Origin of the sequence: Ornithobacterium rhinotracheale DSM 15997, assembly GCF_000265465.1 — a bacterium.
Classification (GTDB): Bacteria; Bacteroidota; Bacteroidia; order Flavobacteriales; family Weeksellaceae; genus Ornithobacterium; species Ornithobacterium rhinotracheale.
Genome location: NC_018016.1, coordinates 739,421 through 763,786, shown reverse-complemented (window position 1 = coordinate 763,786; position 24,366 = coordinate 739,421). Strand labels below are relative to the sequence as shown.

23 protein-coding genes are annotated in these 24,366 nt (G+C 37.3%); 8 read left to right on the top strand and 15 right to left on the bottom strand.

The window, feature by feature from the left end; genetic code table 11:
* Nucleotides 1–16 precede the first annotated feature (16 nt).
* Entirely contained in the window at nucleotides 17–607 is a 591-nt protein-coding gene (locus ORNRH_RS03565) for a thymidine kinase (protein WP_014790539.1), read from the top strand.
* A 65-nt stretch (nucleotides 608–672) separates the two neighbouring features.
* Here ORNRH_RS03565 and ORNRH_RS03560 read toward each other — a convergent pair whose 3' ends face one another.
* The 10 genes from ORNRH_RS03560 to ccoS all read right to left on the bottom strand — a co-directional run bounded on the left by ORNRH_RS03560 (nucleotide 673) and on the right by ccoS (nucleotide 9,285).
* Nucleotides 673–1,281 (bottom strand): porin family protein, encoded by a 609-nt coding sequence (locus tag ORNRH_RS03560; RefSeq protein ID WP_014790538.1) that lies wholly within the window; start codon nucleotides 1,279–1,281, stop codon nucleotides 673–675.
* Nucleotides 1,282–1,303: 22 nt separating this feature from the next.
* Nucleotides 1,304–2,173, bottom strand: coding sequence for a succinate--CoA ligase subunit alpha (sucD, locus tag ORNRH_RS03555; protein ID WP_014790537.1), 870 nt, complete (start codon nucleotides 2,171–2,173; stop codon nucleotides 1,304–1,306).
* Between the two features lie 64 nt (nucleotides 2,174–2,237).
* Nucleotides 2,238–2,939 carry a DNA alkylation repair protein gene (locus tag ORNRH_RS03550; RefSeq protein ID WP_014790536.1) on the bottom strand — a complete coding sequence of 234 codons (702 nt, stop codon included), beginning with the start codon at nucleotides 2,937–2,939 and terminating at the stop codon, nucleotides 2,238–2,240.
* Between the two features lie 18 nt (nucleotides 2,940–2,957).
* Nucleotides 2,958–3,677: a sulfite exporter TauE/SafE family protein gene (locus ORNRH_RS03545; RefSeq protein WP_014790535.1), complete on the bottom strand. Its 720-nt coding sequence runs from the start codon at nucleotides 3,675–3,677 to the stop codon at nucleotides 2,958–2,960.
* On the bottom strand, nucleotides 3,665–4,111 hold the full coding sequence (locus tag ORNRH_RS03540) for a FixH family protein (protein WP_014790534.1): 447 nt from the start codon (nucleotides 4,109–4,111) through the stop codon (nucleotides 3,665–3,667). Before ORNRH_RS03540 ends, ORNRH_RS03545 begins: the two co-directional genes overlap by 13 nt.
* A gap of 9 nt (nucleotides 4,112–4,120) precedes the next feature.
* Nucleotides 4,121–5,575, bottom strand: coding sequence for a cytochrome c oxidase accessory protein CcoG (gene ccoG, locus ORNRH_RS03535; protein ID WP_014790533.1), 1,455 nt, complete (start codon nucleotides 5,573–5,575; stop codon nucleotides 4,121–4,123).
* A gap of 126 nt (nucleotides 5,576–5,701) precedes the next feature.
* Nucleotides 5,702–6,649, bottom strand: coding sequence for a cbb3-type cytochrome c oxidase N-terminal domain-containing protein (locus ORNRH_RS03530; protein WP_014790532.1), 948 nt, complete (start codon nucleotides 6,647–6,649; stop codon nucleotides 5,702–5,704).
* Between the two features lie 4 nt (nucleotides 6,650–6,653).
* Nucleotides 6,654–6,845: a hypothetical protein gene (locus ORNRH_RS03525; RefSeq protein WP_014790531.1), complete on the bottom strand. Its 192-nt coding sequence runs from the start codon at nucleotides 6,843–6,845 to the stop codon at nucleotides 6,654–6,656.
* Entirely contained in the window at nucleotides 6,845–9,121 is a 2,277-nt protein-coding gene (gene ccoN, locus ORNRH_RS03520; protein ID WP_014790530.1) for a cytochrome-c oxidase, cbb3-type subunit I, read from the bottom strand. Before ccoN ends, ORNRH_RS03525 begins: the two co-directional genes overlap by 1 nt.
* Entirely contained in the window at nucleotides 9,121–9,285 is a 165-nt protein-coding gene (gene ccoS / locus ORNRH_RS03515) for a cbb3-type cytochrome oxidase assembly protein CcoS (protein ID WP_014790529.1), read from the bottom strand. Before ccoS ends, ccoN begins: the two co-directional genes overlap by 1 nt.
* A 293-nt stretch (nucleotides 9,286–9,578) precedes the next feature.
* Between ccoS and ORNRH_RS03510 the strand changes: the two genes are divergently transcribed.
* Entirely contained in the window at nucleotides 9,579–11,258 is a 1,680-nt protein-coding gene (locus ORNRH_RS03510) for a glutamine--tRNA ligase/YqeY domain fusion protein (protein ID WP_014790528.1), read from the top strand.
* A gap of 99 nt (nucleotides 11,259–11,357) precedes the next feature.
* On the opposite strand, the gene ORNRH_RS03505 is transcribed toward ORNRH_RS03510, so the two are convergent.
* The 3 genes from ORNRH_RS03505 to ORNRH_RS03495 form a co-directional block, all read right to left on the bottom strand.
* Entirely contained in the window at nucleotides 11,358–11,615 is a 258-nt protein-coding gene (locus tag ORNRH_RS03505) for a DUF6952 family protein (RefSeq protein WP_014790527.1), read from the bottom strand.
* On the bottom strand, nucleotides 11,596–11,907 hold the full coding sequence (locus ORNRH_RS03500; RefSeq protein WP_014790526.1) for a thioredoxin family protein: 312 nt from the start codon (nucleotides 11,905–11,907) through the stop codon (nucleotides 11,596–11,598). Before ORNRH_RS03500 ends, ORNRH_RS03505 begins: the two co-directional genes overlap by 20 nt.
* A 70-nt stretch (nucleotides 11,908–11,977) precedes the next feature.
* Nucleotides 11,978–12,616 carry a peroxiredoxin gene (locus tag ORNRH_RS03495; protein WP_014790525.1) on the bottom strand — a complete coding sequence of 213 codons (639 nt, stop codon included), beginning with the start codon at nucleotides 12,614–12,616 and terminating at the stop codon, nucleotides 11,978–11,980.
* A gap of 251 nt (nucleotides 12,617–12,867) precedes the next feature.
* On the opposite strand from ORNRH_RS03495, the gene ruvA reads away from it, so the two are divergent.
* From ruvA to ORNRH_RS03465, 6 genes are all read left to right on the top strand, one after another.
* Entirely contained in the window at nucleotides 12,868–13,452 is a 585-nt protein-coding gene (gene ruvA / locus ORNRH_RS03490; RefSeq protein ID WP_036601468.1) for a Holliday junction branch migration protein RuvA, read from the top strand.
* Between the two features lie 11 nt (nucleotides 13,453–13,463).
* Nucleotides 13,464–20,540, top strand: a complete 7,077-nt coding sequence (sov, locus tag ORNRH_RS03485) for a T9SS outer membrane translocon Sov/SprA (protein WP_036601233.1) — start codon at nucleotides 13,464–13,466, stop codon at nucleotides 20,538–20,540.
* 17 nt (nucleotides 20,541–20,557) lie between these two features.
* On the top strand, nucleotides 20,558–20,932 hold the full coding sequence (gcvH, locus tag ORNRH_RS03480) for a glycine cleavage system protein GcvH (protein WP_014790522.1): 375 nt from the start codon (nucleotides 20,558–20,560) through the stop codon (nucleotides 20,930–20,932).
* Nucleotides 20,901–21,302 carry a VanZ family protein gene (locus ORNRH_RS03475; RefSeq protein WP_081484551.1) on the top strand — a complete coding sequence of 134 codons (402 nt, stop codon included), beginning with the start codon at nucleotides 20,901–20,903 and terminating at the stop codon, nucleotides 21,300–21,302. The genes gcvH and ORNRH_RS03475 overlap by 32 nt, the downstream gene beginning before the upstream one ends.
* A 230-nt stretch (nucleotides 21,303–21,532) precedes the next feature.
* Nucleotides 21,533–22,357, top strand: coding sequence for a hypothetical protein (locus ORNRH_RS03470; RefSeq protein WP_014790520.1), 825 nt, complete (start codon nucleotides 21,533–21,535; stop codon nucleotides 22,355–22,357).
* Between the two features lie 126 nt (nucleotides 22,358–22,483).
* The gene (locus tag ORNRH_RS03465) at nucleotides 22,484–22,999 is read left to right on the top strand and encodes a hypothetical protein (protein WP_014790519.1); all 516 of its coding nucleotides are present in this window, start codon (nucleotides 22,484–22,486) and stop codon (nucleotides 22,997–22,999) included.
* A 63-nt stretch (nucleotides 23,000–23,062) separates the two neighbouring features.
* On the opposite strand, the gene ORNRH_RS03460 is transcribed toward ORNRH_RS03465, so the two are convergent.
* Together ORNRH_RS03460 and ORNRH_RS03455 are read right to left on the bottom strand one after the other, a co-directional pair.
* Nucleotides 23,063–24,037 (bottom strand): IS30 family transposase, encoded by a 975-nt coding sequence (locus ORNRH_RS03460; RefSeq protein ID WP_014790518.1) that lies wholly within the window; start codon nucleotides 24,035–24,037, stop codon nucleotides 23,063–23,065.
* A complete protein-coding gene (locus ORNRH_RS03455) occupies nucleotides 24,037–24,366 on the bottom strand; it encodes a hypothetical protein (RefSeq protein ID WP_014790517.1) in 330 nt (109 codons plus the stop codon). Before ORNRH_RS03455 ends, ORNRH_RS03460 begins: the two co-directional genes overlap by 1 nt.

Here is a 24,366-nt window from a genome sequence, read left to right as displayed (position 1 = left end):
ATTGTAAATTTGCCTTATGTTTTTAGAGAATACCATAAATCATAGAAAAAATACGGGCTGGATCGAAGTAATCTGTGGCTCTATGTTTTCGGGCAAAACCGAAGAGTTGATTCGTAGAGTGAAACGAGCCGAATTGGCTGGGCAAAAGGTAGAAATCTTTAAACCCGCAATTGATAAACGCTACGATGAGCAAGATGTGGTATCGCATGATGAAAACAAAAAACAAGCAACCCCGATTGAGGCGAGTTCTAACTTGCCCATTTTAGCAAGCGATTGTGATGTGGTGGGGATAGATGAGGCTCAATTCTTTGACGAAGGAATTGTTGAGGTGGCAAATCTTTTAGCTAATTCGGGGAAAAGAATAATTATTGCGGGATTAGACATGGATTTTAAAGGTCGTCCATTTGGTCCTATGCCAAATTTAATGGCGGTAGCGGAATATGTGACCAAAGTGCATGCAATCTGTGTGAAAACAGGGAATCTAGCCAATTATTCTCATCGAAAAATTAAGAGTGATAAATTGGTGGAGCTTGGCGAAAGAGCAGAATACGAACCTTTGAGCCGAGCAGTCTTCTGGGAAGAATTAAGAAAGGAAGAAGAAAAATAATAGATAATAAAAAAGGCTTTTCATTGATTTTTGAAAAGCCTTTTTTTGTGTTTTATTTTTAATGTTTAGAAAACATAAGAAAATGATAAACTAGCTACGACATTATTGTTTGTTTCTTTTTGATTTTTTACAGTTACAGCATCAATAAATCCGTAAGAAAGTCTAGCATCAACTTCCCATTTTCTTAGGTAAGAAAAACCTAAACCTCCGACTAAACCAAAATCAAATTTGTTATATTTCTCGTCTAGAGATTCGGTATTTAATGGGTTTTTAACCTTATCGCTAACTAAGAAAGAAAATTGTGGACCGAATAAACCAAAGAAATCTGTATCTCGTTCAGAAAAGTAAGCTTTAAACAAAACAGGCACATCGATATAGTTTAAACTATATACTTCTTTCTTTGAGCCAGGTACATCATTTTTCTCACCTTTTTGAGCGTAATTGATTTCTGGTTGAATGTAGAACTCGTCTCCATAGCTAACAGGAATCATGGCAAAAACTCCCGCATTCAAACCTAGTCTAGAGCCAGATTCAGCATGAATGTTCTTAATTCTGGAGTAGTCTAATCCTGCTTTTACACCAAATTTAGAGTCTTGTAGGAAGCTAATAACTTGCGCAAAACTCATACTGAATACCAAACATAGTATTCCTGATAAAATAAATTTATTTTTCATAAGTAATTAATTTTTCAAATTTTTATTTTAAAACCTCAGCTACTTTAGCTCCGATTTTCGCTGGCGAAGATACGACATGAATTCCACATTCTTGCATAATTTTCATTTTTGCTTGTGCGGTATCATCTTTACCTCCTACGATAGCCCCTGCGTGTCCCATGGTTCTACCCTTTGGTGCAGTTTGTCCCGCGATGAATCCTACTACTGGTTTTGTGCCATTTTCTTTGATCCATTTGGCAGCTTCAGCTTCTAATTGTCCGCCAATTTCTCCGATCATGACAATACATTCGGTTTCAGGATCGTTCATGAAAAGTTCAACAGCCTCTTTGGTAGTTGTGCCAATAATAGGATCCCCTCCAATTCCGATAGCGGTAGAAATTCCGTATCCCGCTTTTACCACTTGATCTGCCGCTTCGTAAGTAAGCGTTCCTGATTTAGACACTATACCCACTTTTCCTTTTTTGAAGACAAAACCTGGCATGATGCCCACTTTAGCCTCTTCAGAAGTGATAACACCTGGACAGTTAGGACCGACAAGTGTACAATCTCTTTGGTCTACATAGGCTTTTACGCGAACCATATCTGCGGTAGGAATCCCCTCGGTGATACAAACGATCACTTTGATTCCAGAATCTGCAGCTTCCATGATGGCGTCAGCGGCAAAAGCTGGCGGAACGAAAATGATACTTACATCGGCACCTGTTGCATCTACAGCATCTTGCACAGTGTTGAAGACAGGTTTTCCTAAATGAGTTTGTCCTCCTTTTTTAGGTGTAACACCTCCTACAACATTGGTTCCGTAAGCAATCATTTGTTCTGCATGGAAAGTTCCTTCGCTTCCTGTAAAACCTTGAACGATGATTTTTGAATCTTTATTTACTAGTACTGACATTTTTTTATTTTTTTGGATATGCTACAAATATAATTTTTTTCTTTTTAAGAATAAAACCTTGAGTTTAACTTTTTTGTCTTAAAGTTTTTAGATATGATTTTTTCTTATCTGAAACGCGTCTACTCTCAATCGCTTTTTGAATGGTTTTAGTATGAACAAAAGGTGGTAATTTATGTTGCTCAAGATAAGGAATTGCGTGCTCGTATTGCTTAATCAAAGCATAGCTAAAGTACCAAGCCATCATCATTTGCACATAGTAGCGTTCATCTGTTACCGAAGCGACTAAGTCTAAATGTTCGGTCGAGAAATTCTCGTCTAAATACAGTTCAAGCAAAATCCCAATGGCGTAGCGAATCGTAAATTCATGTTCGCTCGTAATCCATTCTTTTATCTTGGAATAAATAAGCTCAGGATTTTCTTCAAAAACTTTTGGTCGAGTGATGTCGCAAGTAGCCCAGTTGTCTATATAGGGCAGTATGCGTTCAGTCTCGCTGATTGCGTGCGCTAAATCCTTAAACTCTGAAACTAGGAATAAATGCAGATTATTTTCCTCATAATAAGTATGTGGTAAATCTGCCAAAAATTCGTTCAAGAGCTCAGGCTTTTCTTTAAAAAAATCTTTGGCAAATTTTCTAAGCCTTGGTGTTCGGATCCCAATAATCCTATCAGGTTCCACGGTTGGGATCAATCGTTCTTGAAAATCCTTGTAGCTTTTATCTTGTAGGAGGAATAAGCGTTTTTGTATGTATGTTTTTTGCACTTCCATAGCTTAAAAAATAATTGATTAATGACAATGACAAGAATGTGGATTTCCGCTTACATCCAATGCCGAGGCGGGTGGGGATAAAAACGGAATGCCGAGTTCTAGTCCTCTGATGATGAATAGTATTCCTACTAAAATAATTAAATAAGGCAATATTTTATTTAATTTATTTCTGAGTGGTAAATTCAGGCTTGCGCCTAGAAACACAGCCAAAAACATCAACGGAATAGTCCCTAATCCAAAAAGTGCCATAAACATTGCACTTTTGGCTACACTTCCTGCAGCGATGGCGGCAATCAATGCAACATAAACGGCTCCACAAGGCAGTAAGCCGTTTAGGATTCCTGTAATGTATAATGAGAAATAACTTCTTTTTTTGATGAATTCGCCTAGTTTAGATTTTACTTGCATTAAAAATCTTGAAGTATTCCCAAAGCTTTCAACTTTTGCAATGGTTTTCTTGGGCAAAAGGGCATAAATGATCATTAAAATCCCCATGGCTATGCTGATTTTTCCATGAAATCCAGCCAATGAAATTCCTTTCCCTACCAAGCCAACGAGCACTCCCAGAGATGTATAGGTGGTAACTCTCCCCAGCTGGTATAAAAGGTTTTTGGTGTAAAAGGCTACATTTTTTTCTTGAGAAAGCCCCAAGGAAAAAGCAATAGGACCACACATGCCCACGCAATGCAAACTATTGGCTAGGCCTAAAACAAGTGCAGAGATGATTAATACCCCCATTCAATTCTTTTTTTTATTAAATAGAAATCTCCGTTGCTTTTCCAGCGAAGTTCCATATCGTATTCTCCTTTCTGCAATTTTGCTGCGGGAATCAATTGCTGTTGATTTCTTAAACGCAAAGTGTCCTTTACATCATCTTTTGCATAGGCTCCACGCATGAGCAAAACAGAGCCTTCGCTTGGCTGTATTTCTTCTGGAAATACGATATTTATTCCATTTGCTTGTAGCTTTACCTCTGGTTTGTGTGCAAGAGCATTGGTGTTTTTTTCGGCTTCTATGGTTTCTTTTTGATAATTTAAAGAATGCTCATAATAATTCTCTGAAACTAAATCGCCTGGTGTATCGGCTAGAAAAATTAGACTTAAAATAAATGCCATAAATCCCACGAGTGCTAAAATGACGCCATGCCCCCAAGTAAAATTAAATTTTGCCATATTTTTCTTTTAGTATTGGAATTTGTACGGAGCCGAGAAACTTGTACGATAAGAATCGATTAATTTATTGTTTTCGTCTAGTACATTGATCGTAATTTTTGCCTTATAAGATTTCAATTCGTGTTTAGGAATCGAGATAATCATTTTTCCTTGAACTTGTTTTCCTGGTTCTAGGATTAATATAGGTGCGTGATTTACGAGTTCAATTTTTCCATCTTTATAATTAGCAAGTTCTAAATGTAATTGTTTAGTTTCTTTAGTCTTGTTTTGCAAATTGTATTCAAAATTATTGGTTACAATATTGTTGTTCACAATTTTAAAATCGGTTCCAGCTTCTTTTAAGAATTTAGAGTTTACATCTGATCGGGTAAAGATTAAAGCCGTTAAGACAGAAAGTAATAATACCAGCACAAATGTATAAGCCGCCATTCTCGCAGTGAATTTAAATGGTTTTTTCTCTGCAATGTTTTCTTCGGAGGCATAGCGAATCAATCCCGTTGGTAAATTAATTTTGGTCATCACCTCGTCGCAGGCATCAATACACGCAGTACAGTTTACGCACTCAAGCTGAGTCCCGTTTCTGATGTCGATCCCGGTAGGGCACACAACTACACAGTTGCCACAATCGATACAATCACCAATTCCCTCGGCAGCACGGTCTACTCCTCGTTTGAATCTGGCTCTACCTTTGGTACGCTCACCTCTTTTGTAATCGTAGGCTACGATGATGGTTTTTCTATCAATCAAAACACCTTGCAATCTACCATAAGGACAGACAAGTACACAGGCTTGTTCTCTAAACCAAGTAAACACGAAGTAGAACGCTCCTGTAAAGATAAGTAGTCCTATGAATGTGCTTAAATTTTGAATAGGTCCTTCGGTGATAAGTTTTTTAAGCTCATCTATCCCGATAATCCAAGCAAACATGATATTGGCGATAATGAATGAGAGCACTGCATAAATACTCCATTTCAATAATCTTTTTCTGATTTTTTCTTCATTCCATTCTTGCTTGGCAAGTTTCATTTGTTTGTTTCTGTCCCCATCAATGGCGTATTCAATTTTTCTAAATACCATTTCCAAGAAAATGGTTTGCGGACAAATCCATCCACAGAAAATACGACCATACACCACCGTGAAAAGAATGATAAATACAATGCTTGTAATCATACCAATTGCAAAAATCTTGAAATCGGAGGTGAAGAATGGATAACTGAAAATATAAAATTCTCTACTTATGATATCAAATTTAAACAATGGATTGCCATTGATTTTGATAAAAGGAGTAATGATTAAGAATGCAAGCAAGAAATAGCTTACAATGCTTCGCCATTTATAGTATTTCCCCTCGGGTTTTTTAGCATAAACCCATTTTCTTTTCCCAGATTTTTCAGCTGTGCCTATGCTATTTCTGAATGATTGGAATTCTTCTTCGGGAGTCTGATTTTGATTATTTTCTGCCATGACTCAAAATTACAAAAGTTTTAAATTACACGCTTATTAAAATAGTAGAAAATACTATGCCTAAAAATAAAAAACCTCCTCTTTTATGAATTTGAGGAGGTAATATTTAATCATTATAATTAAATTCTATTTTCTTTTCCATTGAGGCATTTCCTCTCCTTGAGGAGCTAGACCGCCTTCTTCTACGGTAACTTGTGGTTTTACTTGGTTTAGATAATAAACATAAGATGCCACATCCTGAATATCTAGACCAGTAAGCTGCTTGGTTTGCCCAAAGGCTTGCATCGCAGGGTTGTTAGGAGAACCATCATACACAACATGGTATATATTTTTGAACAACTCACTTTCTTGGTGATTAATCCAATAGTCATCTGTCAAGTTTGGACCCGCAGCACCTCCTCCGTTTGCCATGTGGCAAGTCGCACAAATACTTGTAAAGATAGCTTCACCTCTTTGGAGTGCTCCCTCGTCTTTATACAAGTTTTCAGCTTTGTCAATTGTGATATCGTTTTGTTTAATCCATAATTGAGCTTGCTCTTCCATCAATGCGTTTTGAGCATTATATTCCTCGATTGGGTGTGCAAAATCCGTTGTAAAGTATGCGATTACATAGATAATCATGTAGGCAGTACCAAGATAAAACATTGCTAGCCACCATTGAGGAAGAGAGTTGTCTAGCTCCTTAATTCCATCAAAACCATGATCTAGAAGGATTGCTTGTTCTTCTTCTTCTGATTGTTTCTCTTTACTACTTCTAAATAATCGTTTTAAATATCCTTCTTTCTCTTCAGCAAGGAAAATAGCTCTTTCTTCTGGAGAAAGTTTAGATAGTTTTTTGCGTTCAATTACACGATTAATTTCATTGATGATGAGTAGCATTAAGAACGAAATTCCTAGGATTACCCAAACAATCCAATAACTAAAAACATTCTTTAGTTGATATACGGCATTGTAGAGGATTCCTGCTAATCCATTCTCTGGAATAAAATCCATCGGAATAATCATCATAAATGTAGCTAAAATCGCCAATAACACAACTGGTATTGTAATACGACCTGGAATACGATGTTTCATAGTGCTAAAATTTTATTTTGTCCTCGTCTGAATCCTCTTCTAAAGGCATTTCAGCTTCTTCTTTATAATAGTTTTTTGGTTTCTTTAATACAGAGTACACCAGTCCAATAAAAAATAGAATTGAACAAATCAAGATAATTACTTGTAGTATATTATCGTTGGTGTACCCGAAATATTCTTTAAAATACTTTAACATTAGTTGCTTGCAGTTTCAGTTTCTTCCTTTTTAATGTCGGTTCCCAGTCTCTGCAAATAAGCGATCAAAGCAGTGATTTCACGATCTTTAAGCGGAATGAAGTTTTCTCCTTCACGCTCTTGTTGCTCTTTTAACGCATCTTTCAAGTCTGGAGCCTCTTCGAAGATTTTCTCTTGAATGCCTGTAGCCTGTTCATCCATGTGAGCAAATACTTTCTCTGGATCTTTAAGTTCCTCTTCGTAAGGTACTCCAAGTATAGAAAGAGCATTTAATTTATCCATGGTTAAGCTTCGGTCTAGTCTATTGTTTACAATCCATGGGTATCTAGGCATGATAGATCCATCTGATGTCTGTCTAGGGTTCCACATATGTTTAAAGTGCCAAGAATCAGTTCTTTTACCACCTTCTCTTTGTAAATCTGGACCAGTTCTTTTAGATCCCCACAAGAACGGGTGATCGTAAACGAATTCTCCTGGTTTAGAGTATTCTCCGTAGCGTTTTACTTCATCTCTAAATGGTCTAATCATTTGAGAGTGGCACGCATTACAACCTTCGCGTATATAAATATCGCGTCCTTCAACTTCTAACGGAGTATAAGGTTTCACGCTACTGATGGTAGGAATATTTGATTTCACCACCATTGTTGGGATAATTTCCACAGCACCACCGATTGCTACTGCTACAAAAGATAGGATAGAGAATAGCAAAGGTTTTCTTTCTAACCAAGGGTGGATAGCCTCACCTTTTTGTCTATCTCCTGAAAGTCTTGCAAGTGCAGGAGCTTGAGCTTCCTCATTAGCTGTAAATCTACCAGCGCGAACAGTTTTAACAATGTTGATTACTAGTAAAATAGAACCAGTTAAGTATAATGCACCACCTATTGCTCTAAGCACATAGTATGGGAAAATTTCGGTTACAGTTTGTAAGAAGTTTGAATAAACTAAAGTTCCAGAAGGATTAAATTCTTTCCACATCAATGCTTGAGTCCATCCCGCCATGTACATAGGAATTGCATAGAGAATGATTCCTAATGTACCTAACCAGAAATGAGCATTAGCTAATCCTTTAGACGCAAGTTTTGTGTTAAATATTCTAGGGATGATGTAGTATATAATACCAAACATCATAAATCCATTCCATCCTAGCGTTCCTACGTGTACGTGGGCGATTACCCAATCGGTAAAGTGACCAATACTATTTAAAGTTTTTGTAGCAAGCATAGGACCTTCAAAAGTCGCCATACCGTAACAGGTTACAGCTACTACAAAGAATTTCAAAATAGGTTCTTCTCTCACTTTATCCCAAGCACCTCTTAAAGTAAGGAGGCCGTTCAACATACCTCCCCAAGATGGAGCGATAAGCATCACAGAGAAACCAGTACCTAATGCTTGTGCCCAACCTGGCAAAGCAGTGTAGATCAAGTGGTGAGGCCCTGCCCACAAGTAAACAAAAATCAAAGACCAGAAGTGAATGATTGATAATTTATATGAGAATACAGGACGGTTTGCCGCTTTTGGCAAGAAATAATACATTAAACCAAGTACAGGAGTTGTAAGGAAGAATGCCACGGCATTGTGCCCATACCACCATTGCACCAAGGCATCTTGAACTCCAGCATATAAAGAGTAACTCTTAGGTTGAATAACATTCCAGTTTACAGGAACTTCTAAGTTGTTGAAGATATGTAGCATTGCAACCCCAATCCAAGTTGCGATATAGAACCAAATAGCTACATACATGTGTTTTACGCGTCTTTTTGCGATTGTCATGAACATGTGAACTCCAAACAATACCCAGACAACTGCAATTAGAATATCAAGAGGCCATTCATGTTCTGCATACTCTTTAGAGGTGTTAAATCCTAAAAAGAAAGTGATTACACAAATTACAATTACTAATTGCCAGCCCCAGAAGTTGATCCAGCTCATGACATCACTAGCCATACGGGTTTTAAGTAATCGCTGCATTGAATAGTATGCTCCGGCGAAAAAACCATTTCCCACAAAAGCAAAAATTGCGGCAGAAGTATGGAGCATTCTCAATCTACCATAGCCCAAAACCCCTTCTGTATTAGAGAGGTCGAATATGGTATTGCCAAAAAGCGTGAAACCGATATCTGGGTCATCTGTCCCGAAGAGATATTCCGGTAAGGTAGGGAAAAACAACAGTGTTGCAACTGTAAGTCCCAAAATGAAGGCGAGAACTCCCCAAAATATTGTGGCGTACAAGAAGTACTTCACAATCTTGTTGTCGTAATAAAAAGTTTGCATTTGCATTATAAATCCTCTTTTTTTGTTTCTTTTTTATCTTCTTTTAAAATTCTAATCGCTGGAGCTTCTCCCTCATCAAATTGTCCTTTCTTTACTCCAATTATAAACACAATTAGAAAGACAAATGCAAGCGAAACACTCACTAAAACCATTAGAAAAACTATTCCCATATACTTGTACGATAAATGTACCTAAAAGCAAAAATACAAATCTTACATACTTTACAAACCTTTGTAAAGGTATATATTGTTTGATTTTTGCAATTTAGAGCAATTCTAAATAAAAGAAGCCTAAAATCAGCGATTTATGAAAATTTAACTTTTAATGAATTTTGTAAGGATTAATCTGCTAATGATTTGAATTTTAAATGCATGCTTTGCTGAAAAATTAGTAAGCTTTAAAAAAAATCGTAAATTTTAAATATGAAAAATGTATATTTGTGGCTTTAAATCACTTCAATAAAATGAGCAAAGAATACAATGCAGCGAATTTTATAGAGCAAATCATCAATGGAGATTTGTCTAAAGGTTTACCTGAAAGCGAATTGAGATTCCGTTTTCCGCCAGAGCCAAATGGTTATTTACATATTGGTCATGCCAAGGCTATTTGCCTAAACTTCGGATTAGGAGAGAAATATAATGCGCCTGTAAACTTAAGATTCGACGATACCAATCCCGAGGCAGAAGAACAAGAGTTTGTGGATTCAATCCAGAAAGATGTAGAATGGCTTGGGTTTAAATGGGATAAAATCTGTTTTACTTCTGATTATTTTGAACAATTGTATGATTGGGCAATCGAAATGATTAAGGAGGGTAAGGCTTATGTTGATGATCAAAGCTCTGAGGAGATAGTAGCTCAGCGTAAAACGCCATTTGAAGCGGGAGAGGAAAGCCCATACCGCAACAGAAGTGTGGAAGAAAACCTCCGTTTGTTTGAGGAAATGAAAAATGGTGAAGTGCCAGATGGCTCTCGTGTATTGCGTGCTAAAATTGATATGGCGGCACCTAATATGAATATGCGAGACCCTGTGATGTATCGTATGCTAAACCGCCCTCACCATCGCACGGGAGATAAGTGGAAAATTTATCCTATGTACGATTGGGCACATGGCGAGAGCGATTATATCGAGAGAATTTCGCACTCATTGTGTTCGCTTGAGTTTGAAAACCACCGTCCGTTATATGATTGGTATGTGGATCAAGTGCACGAAGATGGAACTTTAAAACCAAAACAAAGAGAATTTGCGCGTGGTAATGTGAGCTATATGATTACCAGCAAGCGTAAGCTTAAAAAATTAGTAGAAGAAAATCATGTCTCTGGTTGGGACGATCCGCGTATGCCTACCATTTCTGGGTTGAGACGCCGCGGTTTTACGCCAAATTCGCTTAAAACTTTTTGGGAAAAAGCAGGGATTGCAAAACGCGACAATGTAATTGATGTTTCGCTTTTGGAGCATGTTTTGCGAGATGAGCTAAATGCTACTGCTCCGCGTGTATTTGCTGTCTTAGACCCTGTTAAATTAGTTATAGAAAACTATCCAGAGGGAAAAGTTGAAAACTTAAAAGTTGAAAACAATCCAGAAGATGAATCTGCCGGATTCCGTGAGGTGCCTTTTACGCGTGAACTATACATCGAGCGTGAGGATTTTATGGAAGATGCGCCTAAAAAATTCTTCCGTCTTTCTATTGGTAAAGAAGTTAGGTTGAAGGGGGCTTACATTATTAAAGGTACTCGTGTGGAAAAAGATGCCGATGGAAACATCACTACAATTTATGCTACTTATGACGAGGATAGCAAAAGTGGAAGCGGTACCGAAGCTAGTATGCGCCGAGTAAAAGGGACTTTGCACTGGGTGTCTGCCGAGCAAAATTTACCTATCGAAGTAAGATTATATGATAGATTGTTCAGTGTAGAAGCTCCAGATGCTGATAAGGAAGTAGATTTCTTAGAGCATTTAAATCCAGATTCTTTGAAAGTGATTCAAGCTTATGCTGAGCCTTCATTAAAAGATGCAAATCCAGAAGATCGTTTCCAGTTCCAGCGTTTGGGCTATTTTGTGGCGGATATGAAGGATTTTGGTAATGGAAACTATGTGTTCAATCGCACAGTGCCATTGAGAGATACTTGGGCAAAAAGTAAATAATATTTCATAGTTTATTTATAGATAAAAAGAGCGATACACATTGTATCGCTCTTTTTTTGATTAACTAATTTATTATGAAAAGAAAAATTATTAAATATCTTATTTATCAATCGAACCCGTTACGCGTTTCATAAAAGCGTTCAAGGCATCGCGTTGCGATTTTCCTTCTTTGATCATTTTGTTTACCTCGATAGCTCCGTAGAAGTTTGAAAGTAATTCGCCGATGACATCTAGCTCCTCGTCTTTCAAATTATCGCACTCGATTAAGTTTTCTAAAGTTTCGATAGTTTCAAGAACGAAATCTTGATCGTTCTCTTCAATAAAACTATCAATATGTTTAATTAGCGGTAACCTCATCGATCATTTGTTTTAAAACCTCCCCTTTGTTGGTTTGGATTTGTTGAACAGCTTCTCCGTTTTTGAAAGCCACGAAAGTAGGTAAGTTATCTACTTTGGCTAATTTTCTTGATTCTGGGAATTTCTCAGCATCTACATAGTAGAACGGGATTTCTGTGTGCTTGCTAGCAAATTTTTTGAACTTAGGTTTCATGATTTTGCAGTTTCCGCACCATCCAGCACCATATTGAACGAGTACTAACTCGTTATTAGCTAAAACTTCCTGTAAATTATCTTGTTCTAATTCTTTCATTTTTATTTAATTTTTGAAATGTGATAGAGAGGAGGTTTCCCCCTCTCTGTATTTAGGTTTGTTTTTTTAATTAGTGAGATTTTAAGTAATTAGCTACACCATCGCGGTTTGCGTTCATAGCTTCTTTACCTTCTTCCCAGTTTGCAGGGCATACTTCACCATATTTTTGAACATGAGTGTAAGCATCAATCATTCTTAGGTACTCGGCAACATTTCTACCAAGAGGCATATCGTTGATAGATTCGTGGAATACTTTACCATCTTCGTCGATCAAGTAAGTCGCACGGTAAGTTACGCTGTCACCTTCCACTAAGTAGCATCCAGTTTCGTCGCAATATTCAGCCTCGCTAGAGTCTAAAATTTCTAAAGCGTTTGAAAGGTTTCTGTTGCTATCTGCAAGAATGTCATAAGTTACCCCTTCGATACCTCCGTTGTCTTTTGGTGTGTTTAGCCAAGCGAAGTGTACTTCTGGTGTGTCGCAAGAAGCACCGATGATGATGGTGTTTCTTTTTTTAAATTCAGCCATAGCTTCTTGGAAAGCGTGAAGCTCAGTCGGACAAACAAAAGTGAAGTCCTTTGGATACCAGAAAAGCAAAACTTTTTTCTTTTCGCTCACTGCTTTTTCAAGAACATTTAATTTAAAAGTATCGCCCATTTCGTTCATGGCGTTTACTGCGATATTTGGGAATTTTTTACCTACGTAAGACATAATTTTTTGTTTTTTTATTGGTTATTATTTCTAAAACTTTTACGCTGCAAATATAGTGCAAAAGTCACTTTGGTTATAAAAAATCTATATTAATTCCCTTTTTGATTATAAGGAAAATTTATAATAGTGGGTTTTTGAGTAAAGATTAATAAATCATAAAGTTTTAACTCAAATTACCTAATTCTGTGAATTTTAATGCAGTTTGCCAAGAATTTCATACCTTAGCCGAAAATTTTAGACATACACTACACATGATTACGCAACTCAAAGGCAGATTAGTAGAGAAAGAACCCAATTATGTGGTGATAGATTGCCATGGTGTGGGATACTATGTAAGCATTAGTCAAGCAACTTACAATGATTTGCCAGCAGATGAGAATGTATTATTGTACACCCACCTTTTGGTGCGAGAAGATGCACAGAATTTATATGGATTTAGTACGAAATCAGAGCGTTCAGTATTTGAATTTTTAATTTCGGTGAGTGGAGTGGGACCCGCCTCTGCCGTTGTGATGTTGTCTACACTTTCGGTGGGAGATATTTACGCTGCAATTGCTAACGATCAGCCAGAGGTTTTGCAGTCGGTAAAGGGAATTGGAGCTAAAACAGCACAGCGTATCATTTTAGATCTTAAAAATAAGATTAAAAAACAAGTGCTGGAAACTAAAAAGATAGAAGGTAAAGGCACAAGCAAAATTAAAATCGAGGCTCTTTCTGCCCTTGAAGTCTTGGGGATTCCTAAAAAAGTGGCAGAGCCTATCATTGTTCAGCTTTTGAAAGAAAATCCAACTTTAAGCTTAGAAAACTTAATCAAACAAACCTTGAAAAAGAAATAGTTTTGAAAAAAGTGAATACAATATGTTATAAGGTGCTACTTTTTATAGTAGCTTTTGTTTTACTAACGCCACAAGCCAAGGCTCAAGAGAGCGACACTTTGCGATATCCTTTTAAGTACCAGTCTGGGGGATTGTATTTAGAGTCTCCTATGGGGTATTATTCGCAATATGATTCTGCTACGGGAAATTATATATTAAGGCAGAAAATAGGTAGTTTGGTTTATGGGGATCCAATCATCTTAAATCAAGAACAGTATCTGAATATGCTCCTTAGCCAGAGTATGGGGGAATATTACAAGCAAAAGTCTCAGGCAGTGGATAAGGAAAGGCGAAATCAACAGTTTGGTACAGAGATTTCCGAAAAAGATAAAGGACTAGTCTTGCCAAGTTTGCAGGTGAGAAATAAGATATTTGAAACTATTTTTGGGGGAAGTAAAATAGAACTAGTGCCGAAGGGATACGCATCTCTGGGATTGGGAGTTTATTATCAAAACTTAGAAAATCCGCAACTTTTGCCACAAAATAGAAAGTCTTTTGCAATAGATTTGCAACAGCGTATTCAGCTAAGTGTCTTAGGTAAAGTTGGAGAAAATCTTCAACTGGGGGCGAATTATGATACCCAAGCAGGATTTGGTTTTGAAAATAGAATGAATCTCGCTTGGAGACCGAATGGAGAAGGTGGCGAGGATAATATTATTCAAAATATAGAATTTGGAAATGTAAGTATGCCTCTAAGCACTTCTATAATCACGGGCGTTCAGTCCTTGTTTGGGGCAAAAACGCAGTTGAAGTTTGGGAATACCTACATTACATCTGTATTTTCTCAACAGGAATCAGAAGCTAGAACAATCACGGTTCAGGGAGGAGGTGTTGTCAATACCTTCAAAATTTATGCCAAAGATTACGATATCAATCAGCACTATTTCCTTTCTCATTTTTTTAGAAATAAATACGATGCTGCTTTAGCAAATTATCCTTTCATTTCGTCTCAAATCAATATTTCTAGAATCGAAGTTTGGGTAGTGGATAGAGGGAACGCAAATCAGGATTCTAGAAGATCTATCGTAGCAGTGCGTGATTTGGGGAATAATGCAAGCTATCCAAATAATGGGAAAATCTATAATAGAATTGCCACCGCAGCAGGCGTGAGAAGCGGAGTGAATGTGGAAGAATTGGTAAAAGCTTTGTCGCTTAAAGATAGTCAAGGAAATCCGTATGAGGTGGGAGAGCAATATCTAGTGCATGAAAATGTGAGAAAGCTAGAACCTAGTGAATTTCAATTATTTCCTGATTTGGGGTACATTTCTTTAAATCAGCCGCTTAATGACAATGAGCTATTAGCCGTTTCGTATCAATATACATTGACCTCTCAGCCAGGTAAATCGTTTATGGTAGGGGAGTTTTCGGATCAGCAAAAAGATATTTTAATCGCTAAATTGATTAAATCTAACTCTTCGGTAAATACAAAATCGCCTTTGTGGGATTTAATGATGAAAAACATTTATTCCCTTAATGCATACCAGCTTTCGCAAGAAGATTTTAGACTAAATATATTTTACCGAGATCCAGAAATAGGAAGTGGTGCCATTAACTATTTGCAAGGAACCCGAGTAGAGGAAAAGACGCTCCTGCAAGTGCTGAACATGGATAGATTGAACATGAACGGGCAAGTGCAGAAAATGGGAAATCTGTACGGAGATGGATTGTTTGATTTTGTAAATGGAATCACTGTTGATGTCCAAAATGCAAAAATTAAATTTACAACCATAGAGCCTTTTGGTAAAACGATTGAAAAACAAATAGGTGGAAGTGATAGTAAATTTGTATTAAATGATTTATACCAAAAATTACCAATAGAATTTGAGCAAAATCCAGCCGTAAACCGATATTTCATTGAGGGACAATATAAAAGTGATGGCGGAGATGGGATTCCGTTGGGAGCATTTAATGTGCCACAAGGTTCTGTAAAAGTCACCTCAAATGGCAAGGAATTAATCGAAGGTGTGGATTATACCGTAGATTACCAATTAGGTAGGGTGAAAATCATAAATCAATTATTGAAAGATTCGGGGGCGCCAATCAATGTGAGCCTAGAGAATCGTTCTACATTTAATACTCAAATTAGACGATTGATGGGCGTTAATGTAGAGCATAAATTCTCGGATAAATTAACCATTGGGGCAACTTACATGAATTACCAAGAGCGTATGCCAGGTAATACGCAAAAAGCACAATATAATGCAGAGCCTGTAAGCAACTCTATTTTTGGGGCAAATGTGATGTATAACAACGAGGCTAATATCTTAACTCGCCTTACGGATAAAATTCCTTTTGTAAACACAGACGCTCCGTCAAACATTAGTTTCACAGCCGAAGGAGCATACTTGCAACCAGGAGTTAATCAATCAACAAATAATCAATCATATATCGATGATTTTGAAAATGCATTGTCTCGAATTAATTTAGATGATGTAAACGCTTGGCGACTAGCATCCACGCCGATTGAAAGTTCTACGGTGCCAAATCCAGACTTTCCGTCTAGCATATTTAATCCAAATGATTTTAGCTTAAACTATAATAGAAGAATGATTTCTTGGTACAATATAGATCCGCGTTTTTACGGTTCGGGCGGGAAATCGCCATTGTCCAAGACCGAAATGTCTAATCAAGCTTCGCGCCGAGTGCAAACCAGAGAGCTATTCACAGAGCGAGATTTGATTGCAGGCATGCCATCGTATTTAAATACTTTTGATGTAACTTATTATCCTCAAACCCGTGGGGCGTATAACTTAAATCCAAATTGGAAGAATGAGCAACAAGCCAATTTGTGGGGAGGTATTACACGCGCACTTAATGTTACTAATTTAAAGCAAGCCAATGTAGAGTATGTGGAATTCTGGATGATGGATCCGTACCTAGACGGAGCGAGCGACACAAAGGATTCCAAAATTTTACTACAACTAGGAAGCGTGTCAGAAGATTTGTTGCGAGACGGGAAAATGCTTTATGAAAATGGATTAAACCAAAAAGATAATCCAGAGCAGCACAGCGAATGGGGAAAACAACCTAAGGAAAAACCAATATTGTACACATTCTTTACAGAAGGAGCGGCTCGGGAGTTGCAAGATGTGGGATACAATGGATTGACCAATGAGCAAGAAGCTGTAACCCCTGGTTACGATGCCTTTGCCACAGATGTGAATCCTCTAACACAGAAGATCGACCCAGCGGCAGATGACTTTGTGTATTACATGGACAATGCTTGGAAAAACTATGCAGGCGGAAACTATCTACCAAATAGATATAAATATTTTAGAAATCCTCAAGGGAACTCAAAAACAGGAACCATGGAAATTGCTACGGCAATTCCAGATGCAGAGGATGTGAATATGGACTATAATTTAGATAGAATCGAAAATTATAATCAATATACAATCCCGATCAGTAAGAGCCAATTAAATATAAATAACAAATTTATTGTTGATGTTAAAGAAACGCATGCATCTTTAGAAAACGGGCAAACCGTTAGTTCTAAATGGTATCTCTTCAGAATCCCGATAGACGATTACGACCTCAATGCAGGAGCCGCCTCAGACAATGTGCTCACCGCGGCGAGATTCATGCGTATGATTTTTAAAGGCTTTAATGAGCAAATAAGTTTCCGTTTCGGAAGTTTTGATATGGTGAGAAGCAGTTGGATTCGCTACCAAAGAAACCTTTATCCAAACAATGTTTCGGTAGAGGGCGGACAAAGTCTAAATGTGGATAATCTAAGCGTAGGAACCGTAAATATTGAAGAAAACGGAACCGCAAGACCTCCATATGTAATTCCTCCAGGGATTGCACGCGAACAAATCCAAACTACCAGCGGAATGCAAAGCATCAATGAAAGTTCTATGGTGTTGAATATTTCTAAATTGAAGGCAAATGACGCAAGAGCTGTGTTTAAAAATACCAATCTAGATTTGCGAAGATTTAAGGAATTAAAAATGTTTACGCATTTGCACACGCCTACCAATAATCCTACGGGAGAATTAAAATTGTTCTTGCGTTTGGGTAGTGATTTGGTCGAAAATTATTATGAATATGAATTGCCGTTGAAATATACTAATATAAACGCTATTTCTCCAGAAGAAATTTGGCCATCTCAGAACAGAATAGAGGTAGAAACCTCCCTCTTTGTAGAAGCTAAAAAGAAATCCTACGAAGCCAATATTGCAGAGCGTTTTGCCTATCCTGTAGATGCTAAAGCGGGGAAATACATTTATGTTAAAGGTAAACCATCTTTAGGAAACATCAGCACCATCATGATTGGAGTTCGCAACACGGGAAATGCCAATGTAGAAGATGCTGTAGTGTGGGTAAATGAGCTTAGGCTTTCTGGCATTAAAAACGAAGGAGGATATGCCGCAGCGGCTAATTTAAACTTTAATTTAGGAGATTTAGCACAAGTGAGTGCTACGGGAAGCATGTCCACAGCAGGCTTTGGTCCTATTGATCGCGGTCCAGTGGAAAGACAGCAAGAAGATGTTAAATCTTACGCCATCAATACCTCGGTGAATTTAGATAAATTCTTGCCTAAGAAATGGGGCGTGAGATTGCCATTCAATTATTCGATTCAAGAGGAATTCATCGATCCAGAATATAATCCATTGGATAATGATGTGAAGTTTAACGAAGATCCACGCAAAAACGAATTGCAAAAAATCGTTCGCACCTATTCTAAAAATGTTTCATATGGCTTTTCAAACATCAGAAAAGAAAGAACCAACTCTAAAGCTAAACAACATTTTTACGATATAGAAAACTTTTCGCTTTCTGGTGTTTATAGTTCAAACTACTATCGAGATATATACACGGTGTATAATGTTCAGCAAAATTTGCGTTTAGGTGCTAATTATAATTATGCCTTTAGAGGAAAAAGCTATGAGCCATTCAAGAATTGGTATATGGTGAGCGACACGGCACAATCAGCTAGATATTTGCAATGGGTGAAGGAATTTAATGTAAATCCATTGCCAGCTCGTTTAGCGTTCCGCACCGATGTTATGCGTACCTACAATGAGCAACAATACCGTGACATCAATAGCTATTTGGTGCCAGGTTCTAGTGCATTGAGCTTTAAACCAACTTATGGAAACAATTTCTTGTTCAGTTGGCAATATAATGTAGGTTTTGATTTAACGCGTTCTTTCCGTGTGGATTACAACGCATCTACTCGCACGCTAGCCGATAAAGTGATTGATGCACCAGATCAGAACTTAATATTCAAAGACATAGTGCAGGCAGGCAGACCGATTAATTACAATCAGCAACTGCAAGCCAACTGGAAAACACCAATACGCCTGCTCCCATACCTAGAGTGGGCAGATGTAGAGGTGGGCTATACAGCAACTTATGATTGGCAAGCTCGTCTTTCAAACTATGCCGAGGTAGATAATCAGCTTCAAGATGTAGGAAACTTATCGCAAAATTCTCAAAACATCAATTGGGTAGGAGATTTAGACTTTTCTAAACTATACTCTCAGTTCGATTTTATAGAAAAAGTAAATAACAAAAGCACATTGCGCCAAGCCGAGCTGGATTCTCTAAGACAGAACTATCAACGATTGGTGGAGGAGAAAAATGGTTTTAAACGATTAAGAAAACAAAAAATTAAGATTAAAAACCATTTAGGATTTAGAGATTATTTAGTCTTAGGATTGCAAAGCATAAAACGAGGAAGATTTAATTATAGTACCAATAGCGGAATTATTTTGCCAGGTATATTAGCTGAGCCAAATTTCTTTGGTTTAGGTAAAAATAGCGCAGGTCCAAATGCCTCATTCCTGTTTGGTTCGCAATCAGATGTAAGGCAACTAGCGGTAGAAAACGGTTGGATTACCCGCAGTGAGTTTTTAACAGAGCCATATGCCTCAGTCAAAGCAGAAGTGTTTACAGCCAACTTGCAAGTGGAGCCATCGCCATCACTCAAGATAGATTTCAATAGCCGAAGAAATTACAACAAAAACATGTTCCAAAGTGGGTTTAATACCATCATTAAAGAAAATGGAAAAGAGGTGTTTGGCTATGAAAGAGCCTATGAGAATATTCAAGAAAACATTACCAATTCAACCATAAGTCTAGGTGCAAGTTTTAAATCTAAAAATGATTTATACCAGAAATTAAAAGGTTTTGCCCAGGAAGTCTCTATGCGTGAAGGAGCCAAATTAGGCTTAACAGATACCGATGGAGATGGCTATGCTCAAGGCTTTGGATTGTCGAGTGCCGATGTGCTAGTACCAGCATTCTTGAGTGCTTATCAAGGGAAATCATTATCTCGCAAAAGCTTTGATTTGCGCCGAGGTATCCCACTTCCAAACTGGAGCATTACCTACACAGGGCTTACCAATGTGCCGATTATAGCTAAATATTTTGAGCAATTTGAATTATCTCATAATTATGTTTCGACCAAAACCGTTTCAGGCGTTCAGTCTAATTTAAATAAATTTACCGAGCCCGCACAATTCACTTCAGGCGGAGGCGTTTCGGTCGATGCACACGGGAATCCAACACAGGGAGTAGACGGAAATGGAAACCTATATTCAAGCAATGTGTATGGTGCCGTGAGCGTGGTAGAATCCTTCTCTCCACTCCTTGGGGTAGAGGCTAGGCTCAGAAACAATATGCAGCTTAGAATGCAGTATAATCGCGATCGATTGGTATCTTTAAGCTTGAGCAACTATACCTTGACCGAGGATTATGGAAGCGAAATAGTTGTAGGATTTGGCTACATCATCAAAGATGTATCGCTTAAAATGTACTACATGGGCAAGCGCAAAACCATTAAAGGAGATTTAAATTTGCGAGCAGATTTAGCCATGAGGGATAACGAAGTTTCAATCCGAAGAATATTGACAGACGATTTGCAAGTTAGTGGCGGGCAGAAATTATTTTCGTTAAAATTTAACGCACAATATATGTTTAGTAAAAATTTTAATGTAAGTTTGTTCTACGATCAAATGATTACTAAATACAAAATATCAACTGCGTATCCACTAAGCACATTGCGTGCAGGTATCAACGCAACCTTTACTTTTGGAAATTAACTAAAAATAAATTTATTATGAATGTACCAAGCGAATTAAAGTACTCAAAAGACCACGAGTGGGTGAAAATCGAGGGCGATGTAGCTACCATCGGAATCACCGATTACGCACAAAGCGAATTAGGAGACATCGTGTTTGTAGATGTAGATTCAGAAGGAGATGAGCTCTCAGCTGGAGATATATTCGGATCTATCGAAGCGGTAAAAACAGTTTCAGACCTATTCATGCCAGTAGCAGGAGAGGTAATTGAACTAAACGAAGCCCTAGACGATGAGCCAGAATTAGTAAACCAAGATCCTTACGGAAAAGGCTGGATAATCAAAGTAAAAGTAACAGACGCAGATACAAGCGAATTGCTCGATGCCGAAGCTTACAAAGAAATCACAGAGTAAATCATCTGTAATTAACAAGGTCGTATTTGTGCTCTATCTTGTGGGGGTATTCTACCTCACACTTTCTCCGGTAGACGAGATACGACCTTCTTTCTTAGAGACTTATCTCTTTACAGGGGTAGATAAAGTCGTGCATGCAGGGCTTTTCACCACATTTTCCATATTATTTTATTTAGCTTTTGATAAAGATGAGTGGATCAATCTTGGGCTAGTCGCTGCGGTAGGCATACTCATCGAGATTTTGCAACACCTTTTGCCCACGGGGCGCAGCTTTGAGTGGAACGATTGGTGGTTTGATATTTTAGGAGGCGTAGTGGGAATAATTTTAATTAAAATCTACCAAACACTCCGTGCCAAAAATAGAATTTGATGTAATTTGCTGAATTATAGTTTGTTGGTTTTAGACTTTAACATTCATAATTATTTAAAATGCGTGTTAAAGTTTTTGCTTAAAATTGGGGAAATTTAAATATTCTATATTTTTATTGCTAAATGATTAAAAATGGGCTATAAACCCGATTTTTAGGCATTTTTTTGGGTTAATTATTGCGGTTTTTTAAACGATAGAAATTTTTGTTTAATTTAAAAACCTTATTAATTATGGAACCCAAGAAAAACAAGGACGCAAACCCGTCAAGACTTAGCCAATTGTTCTTTTTAATTGGGCTGAATGTAGTGTTACTCGCCGTGTGGTTCTCTTTCAATGTAAAGGCAAATTCGCCAGTAGAATTGAGTCAAGCCGATGAGATAGCAGATGTTTTTAATCCAAATTTAAACGATTTTGTGGTAGAAGTAGAGCCAGAGCAAGACTTGCCAGAGCCTGCGGTGCAAGAGGAATTACCCGAGCCAGAAGTATCAATGCCAGATGAGCTCGAAATGGTGGAGAAACTAGAAACCCCGCCAGATTTAAAACCCGTGGACGAGCCTACTCCTCCAAAAATTGATTTGGTGAGAAGTAATGCTCCAGCACCAAAACATGTGGATTTAACTGGAATAAAAGAAAAAATTAATAAATCTAACAAAGAGGAAGAGCGTGTTTTGAAACCCATGAGCGTAACGCGTGTAAGCGAAATGGCAGTGTTCCCAGGTTGCGAGAGCTATCAAGGCGACAAGCGAAAATTGATCGCATGCTTTAGCGATAAATTGGGCGGAGAAATTCTAAAATATTTAAATAACGAATTTCCAGATACCAACAAAGATGTGGTGCAAGTGCGTTTGCAATTCCATGTCGATCAAAATGGCTACATCACCCATATCGATCCTAAGTATGGCGATGAGGTCTTTAAGCCAGAAGCCAAAAGAGCCTTGGAACGAGTGGCAGAGTATCTTCGCCGCAAGAATAAATTAATCGAACCAGCCAAAATGAATAACGGCGAAAAAGTAGAATTGATCATCACACAAGATGTGAGACTACAAAAAGGATAATTTGATATATTTTCATTAAAAAAATAAAAGGCTTTGAAAATAAGTCAAAAGCCATCAGAGACAATCTAATTCTGGTGGCTTTTTTATTTAAAATGAAATTTTTATCTTTACTTATAAAATTAACATATGAAGTCAAAAATTATATTTTTAAGTATTTTTCTAGCAGGAATGTTCGCAAGCCTGCAAGCGCAAGAATCTAGTGCTAAGAAAGAAGAAATTAAAAAGGAGAAAAAAGAAAAATCACCAGAAAAGACAATAAAAGAATTTCCCGTGTATCCTGGTTGCAAAAATCATGAAAATGATAACGAAATGCTTTTAAAATGTTTTTTAATTAAGTTTGACGATGATTTTAGTAAAAATCTAGACACCCGATATCCAGAGAATGCCGATAAAAACAAAGATTTTTTAGTAGTTAAATTTGGCTTTGTAGTCAAAAGCGACGGAACCATTGGTGGGGCTACCATATTAGGTGGAGACAAGGAAATTTATGACCAAGTCTTGAAAAGTGTTGAGCGTCTTTCTCACTATTTGCAAGAGAACAATAAGTACATACGCCCCGCAGTGAACGAGTTGGGAGATGTTATGGAAGCTAAATTTGTGCAACAAGTAAAAATCAGAAATCCGTTTAAGCAAAAAAAATAAAAATAATTAAATGTTAGAAAATCAAACATTTAAGATTGAATGGGCGAAAGTGTAAAGCTAGATTCAACCCCTAAATGCAACATTATCCACAAAATTAAAAAAAACATCACGAGGCTTGCAAAACTTTAACACTTTAAACGGTCTATCGTTTATCTCTTTTTGCACCGATTTCAGATTATTAGCGGTACTTTTTGTAATTGCCGAACCTTTTTTTACATATTGTCTAACAAGTTTGTTCATATGCTCAATTTGTCCCTTTTGCCAACTAGAGTATGGATTTGTAAAATAAATCTTTGATTGCAATTTCTTTGCCACTATCTCATGACTTGCAAACTCCAGCCCATTATCCAATGTTATTGATTTGACCACTTTTTTATATGGAAGCAGCACATCATTCATCGCATTTGCCACAACATCTGCACTTTTACTAGGTAAATATCTAATAAATAAAAACCTTGATACTCTTTCCGTAAGTGTCAGCAAATAACCCTTATGATTTTTGCCCTCTATCAAATCACCCTCCCAGTGTCCGAACTCCTTACGCTCATTCACAACCTGCGGGCGTTCTTCTATACTTACGCGGTTCTTTATTTTTTCAACTATTTTAGAAACTTGCGCCTTTCTCTTTTTCAAAGCGTGACGGCAATACTTATACAAATAACCTCCCTTTCGCTTATCCTCTCTTATATATTGGTAAATCCTCTCAACTGATACCATTTCCAGTCCCAGGCTTTTACAATAACCGACTATTTGGAGCGGTGAATATCTTTTATACAAAAATTGTCTTACTCTTTTCTCAATTTCTTTTGTGAACCTTCTATAACGCAAAAAACGCTCTTTCTTTTCAGAATAGAGCGTCTGTGCTGTCTTTGCTTTATATTTTCCTTTTTTCGTTCGGTTCCTCTTTACCTCCCTGCTTATAGTAGATTTATCCCTTTTCAGTTCACGAGCTATTTTCGAGATAGACCAGCCAGCTTTTAAATAAGCCTCTATCATCGCCCTATCGTGCAAGTCCAAATGCTTAAATCTCCGTGCCATTAGTCTATATATTTAGGTTCAACAAGACTAACTTGATAAAATAAACGATTTGGAAACTCACCTATATATGGATAGATGAAATAATTATAATAAGCCTTTTTTTGCTTTTCACCTTTTGGATATGAGTAATCCTCATAATTTTGCCAAAAATAAATAACCCTATCTCGAGTATATCCATCATCACCAAAAAAGCTTTTTAACTCTTTTTCAATGTATTTTATCTGTTTTTCAGTGTAATACTTTCTAATTTCTTTATAAGCCTCTTTGCTTTGTCCAAACCCAGCGGTTACGGCTAAACATAGTCCAAATGATAGTAAGATTTTTTTCAT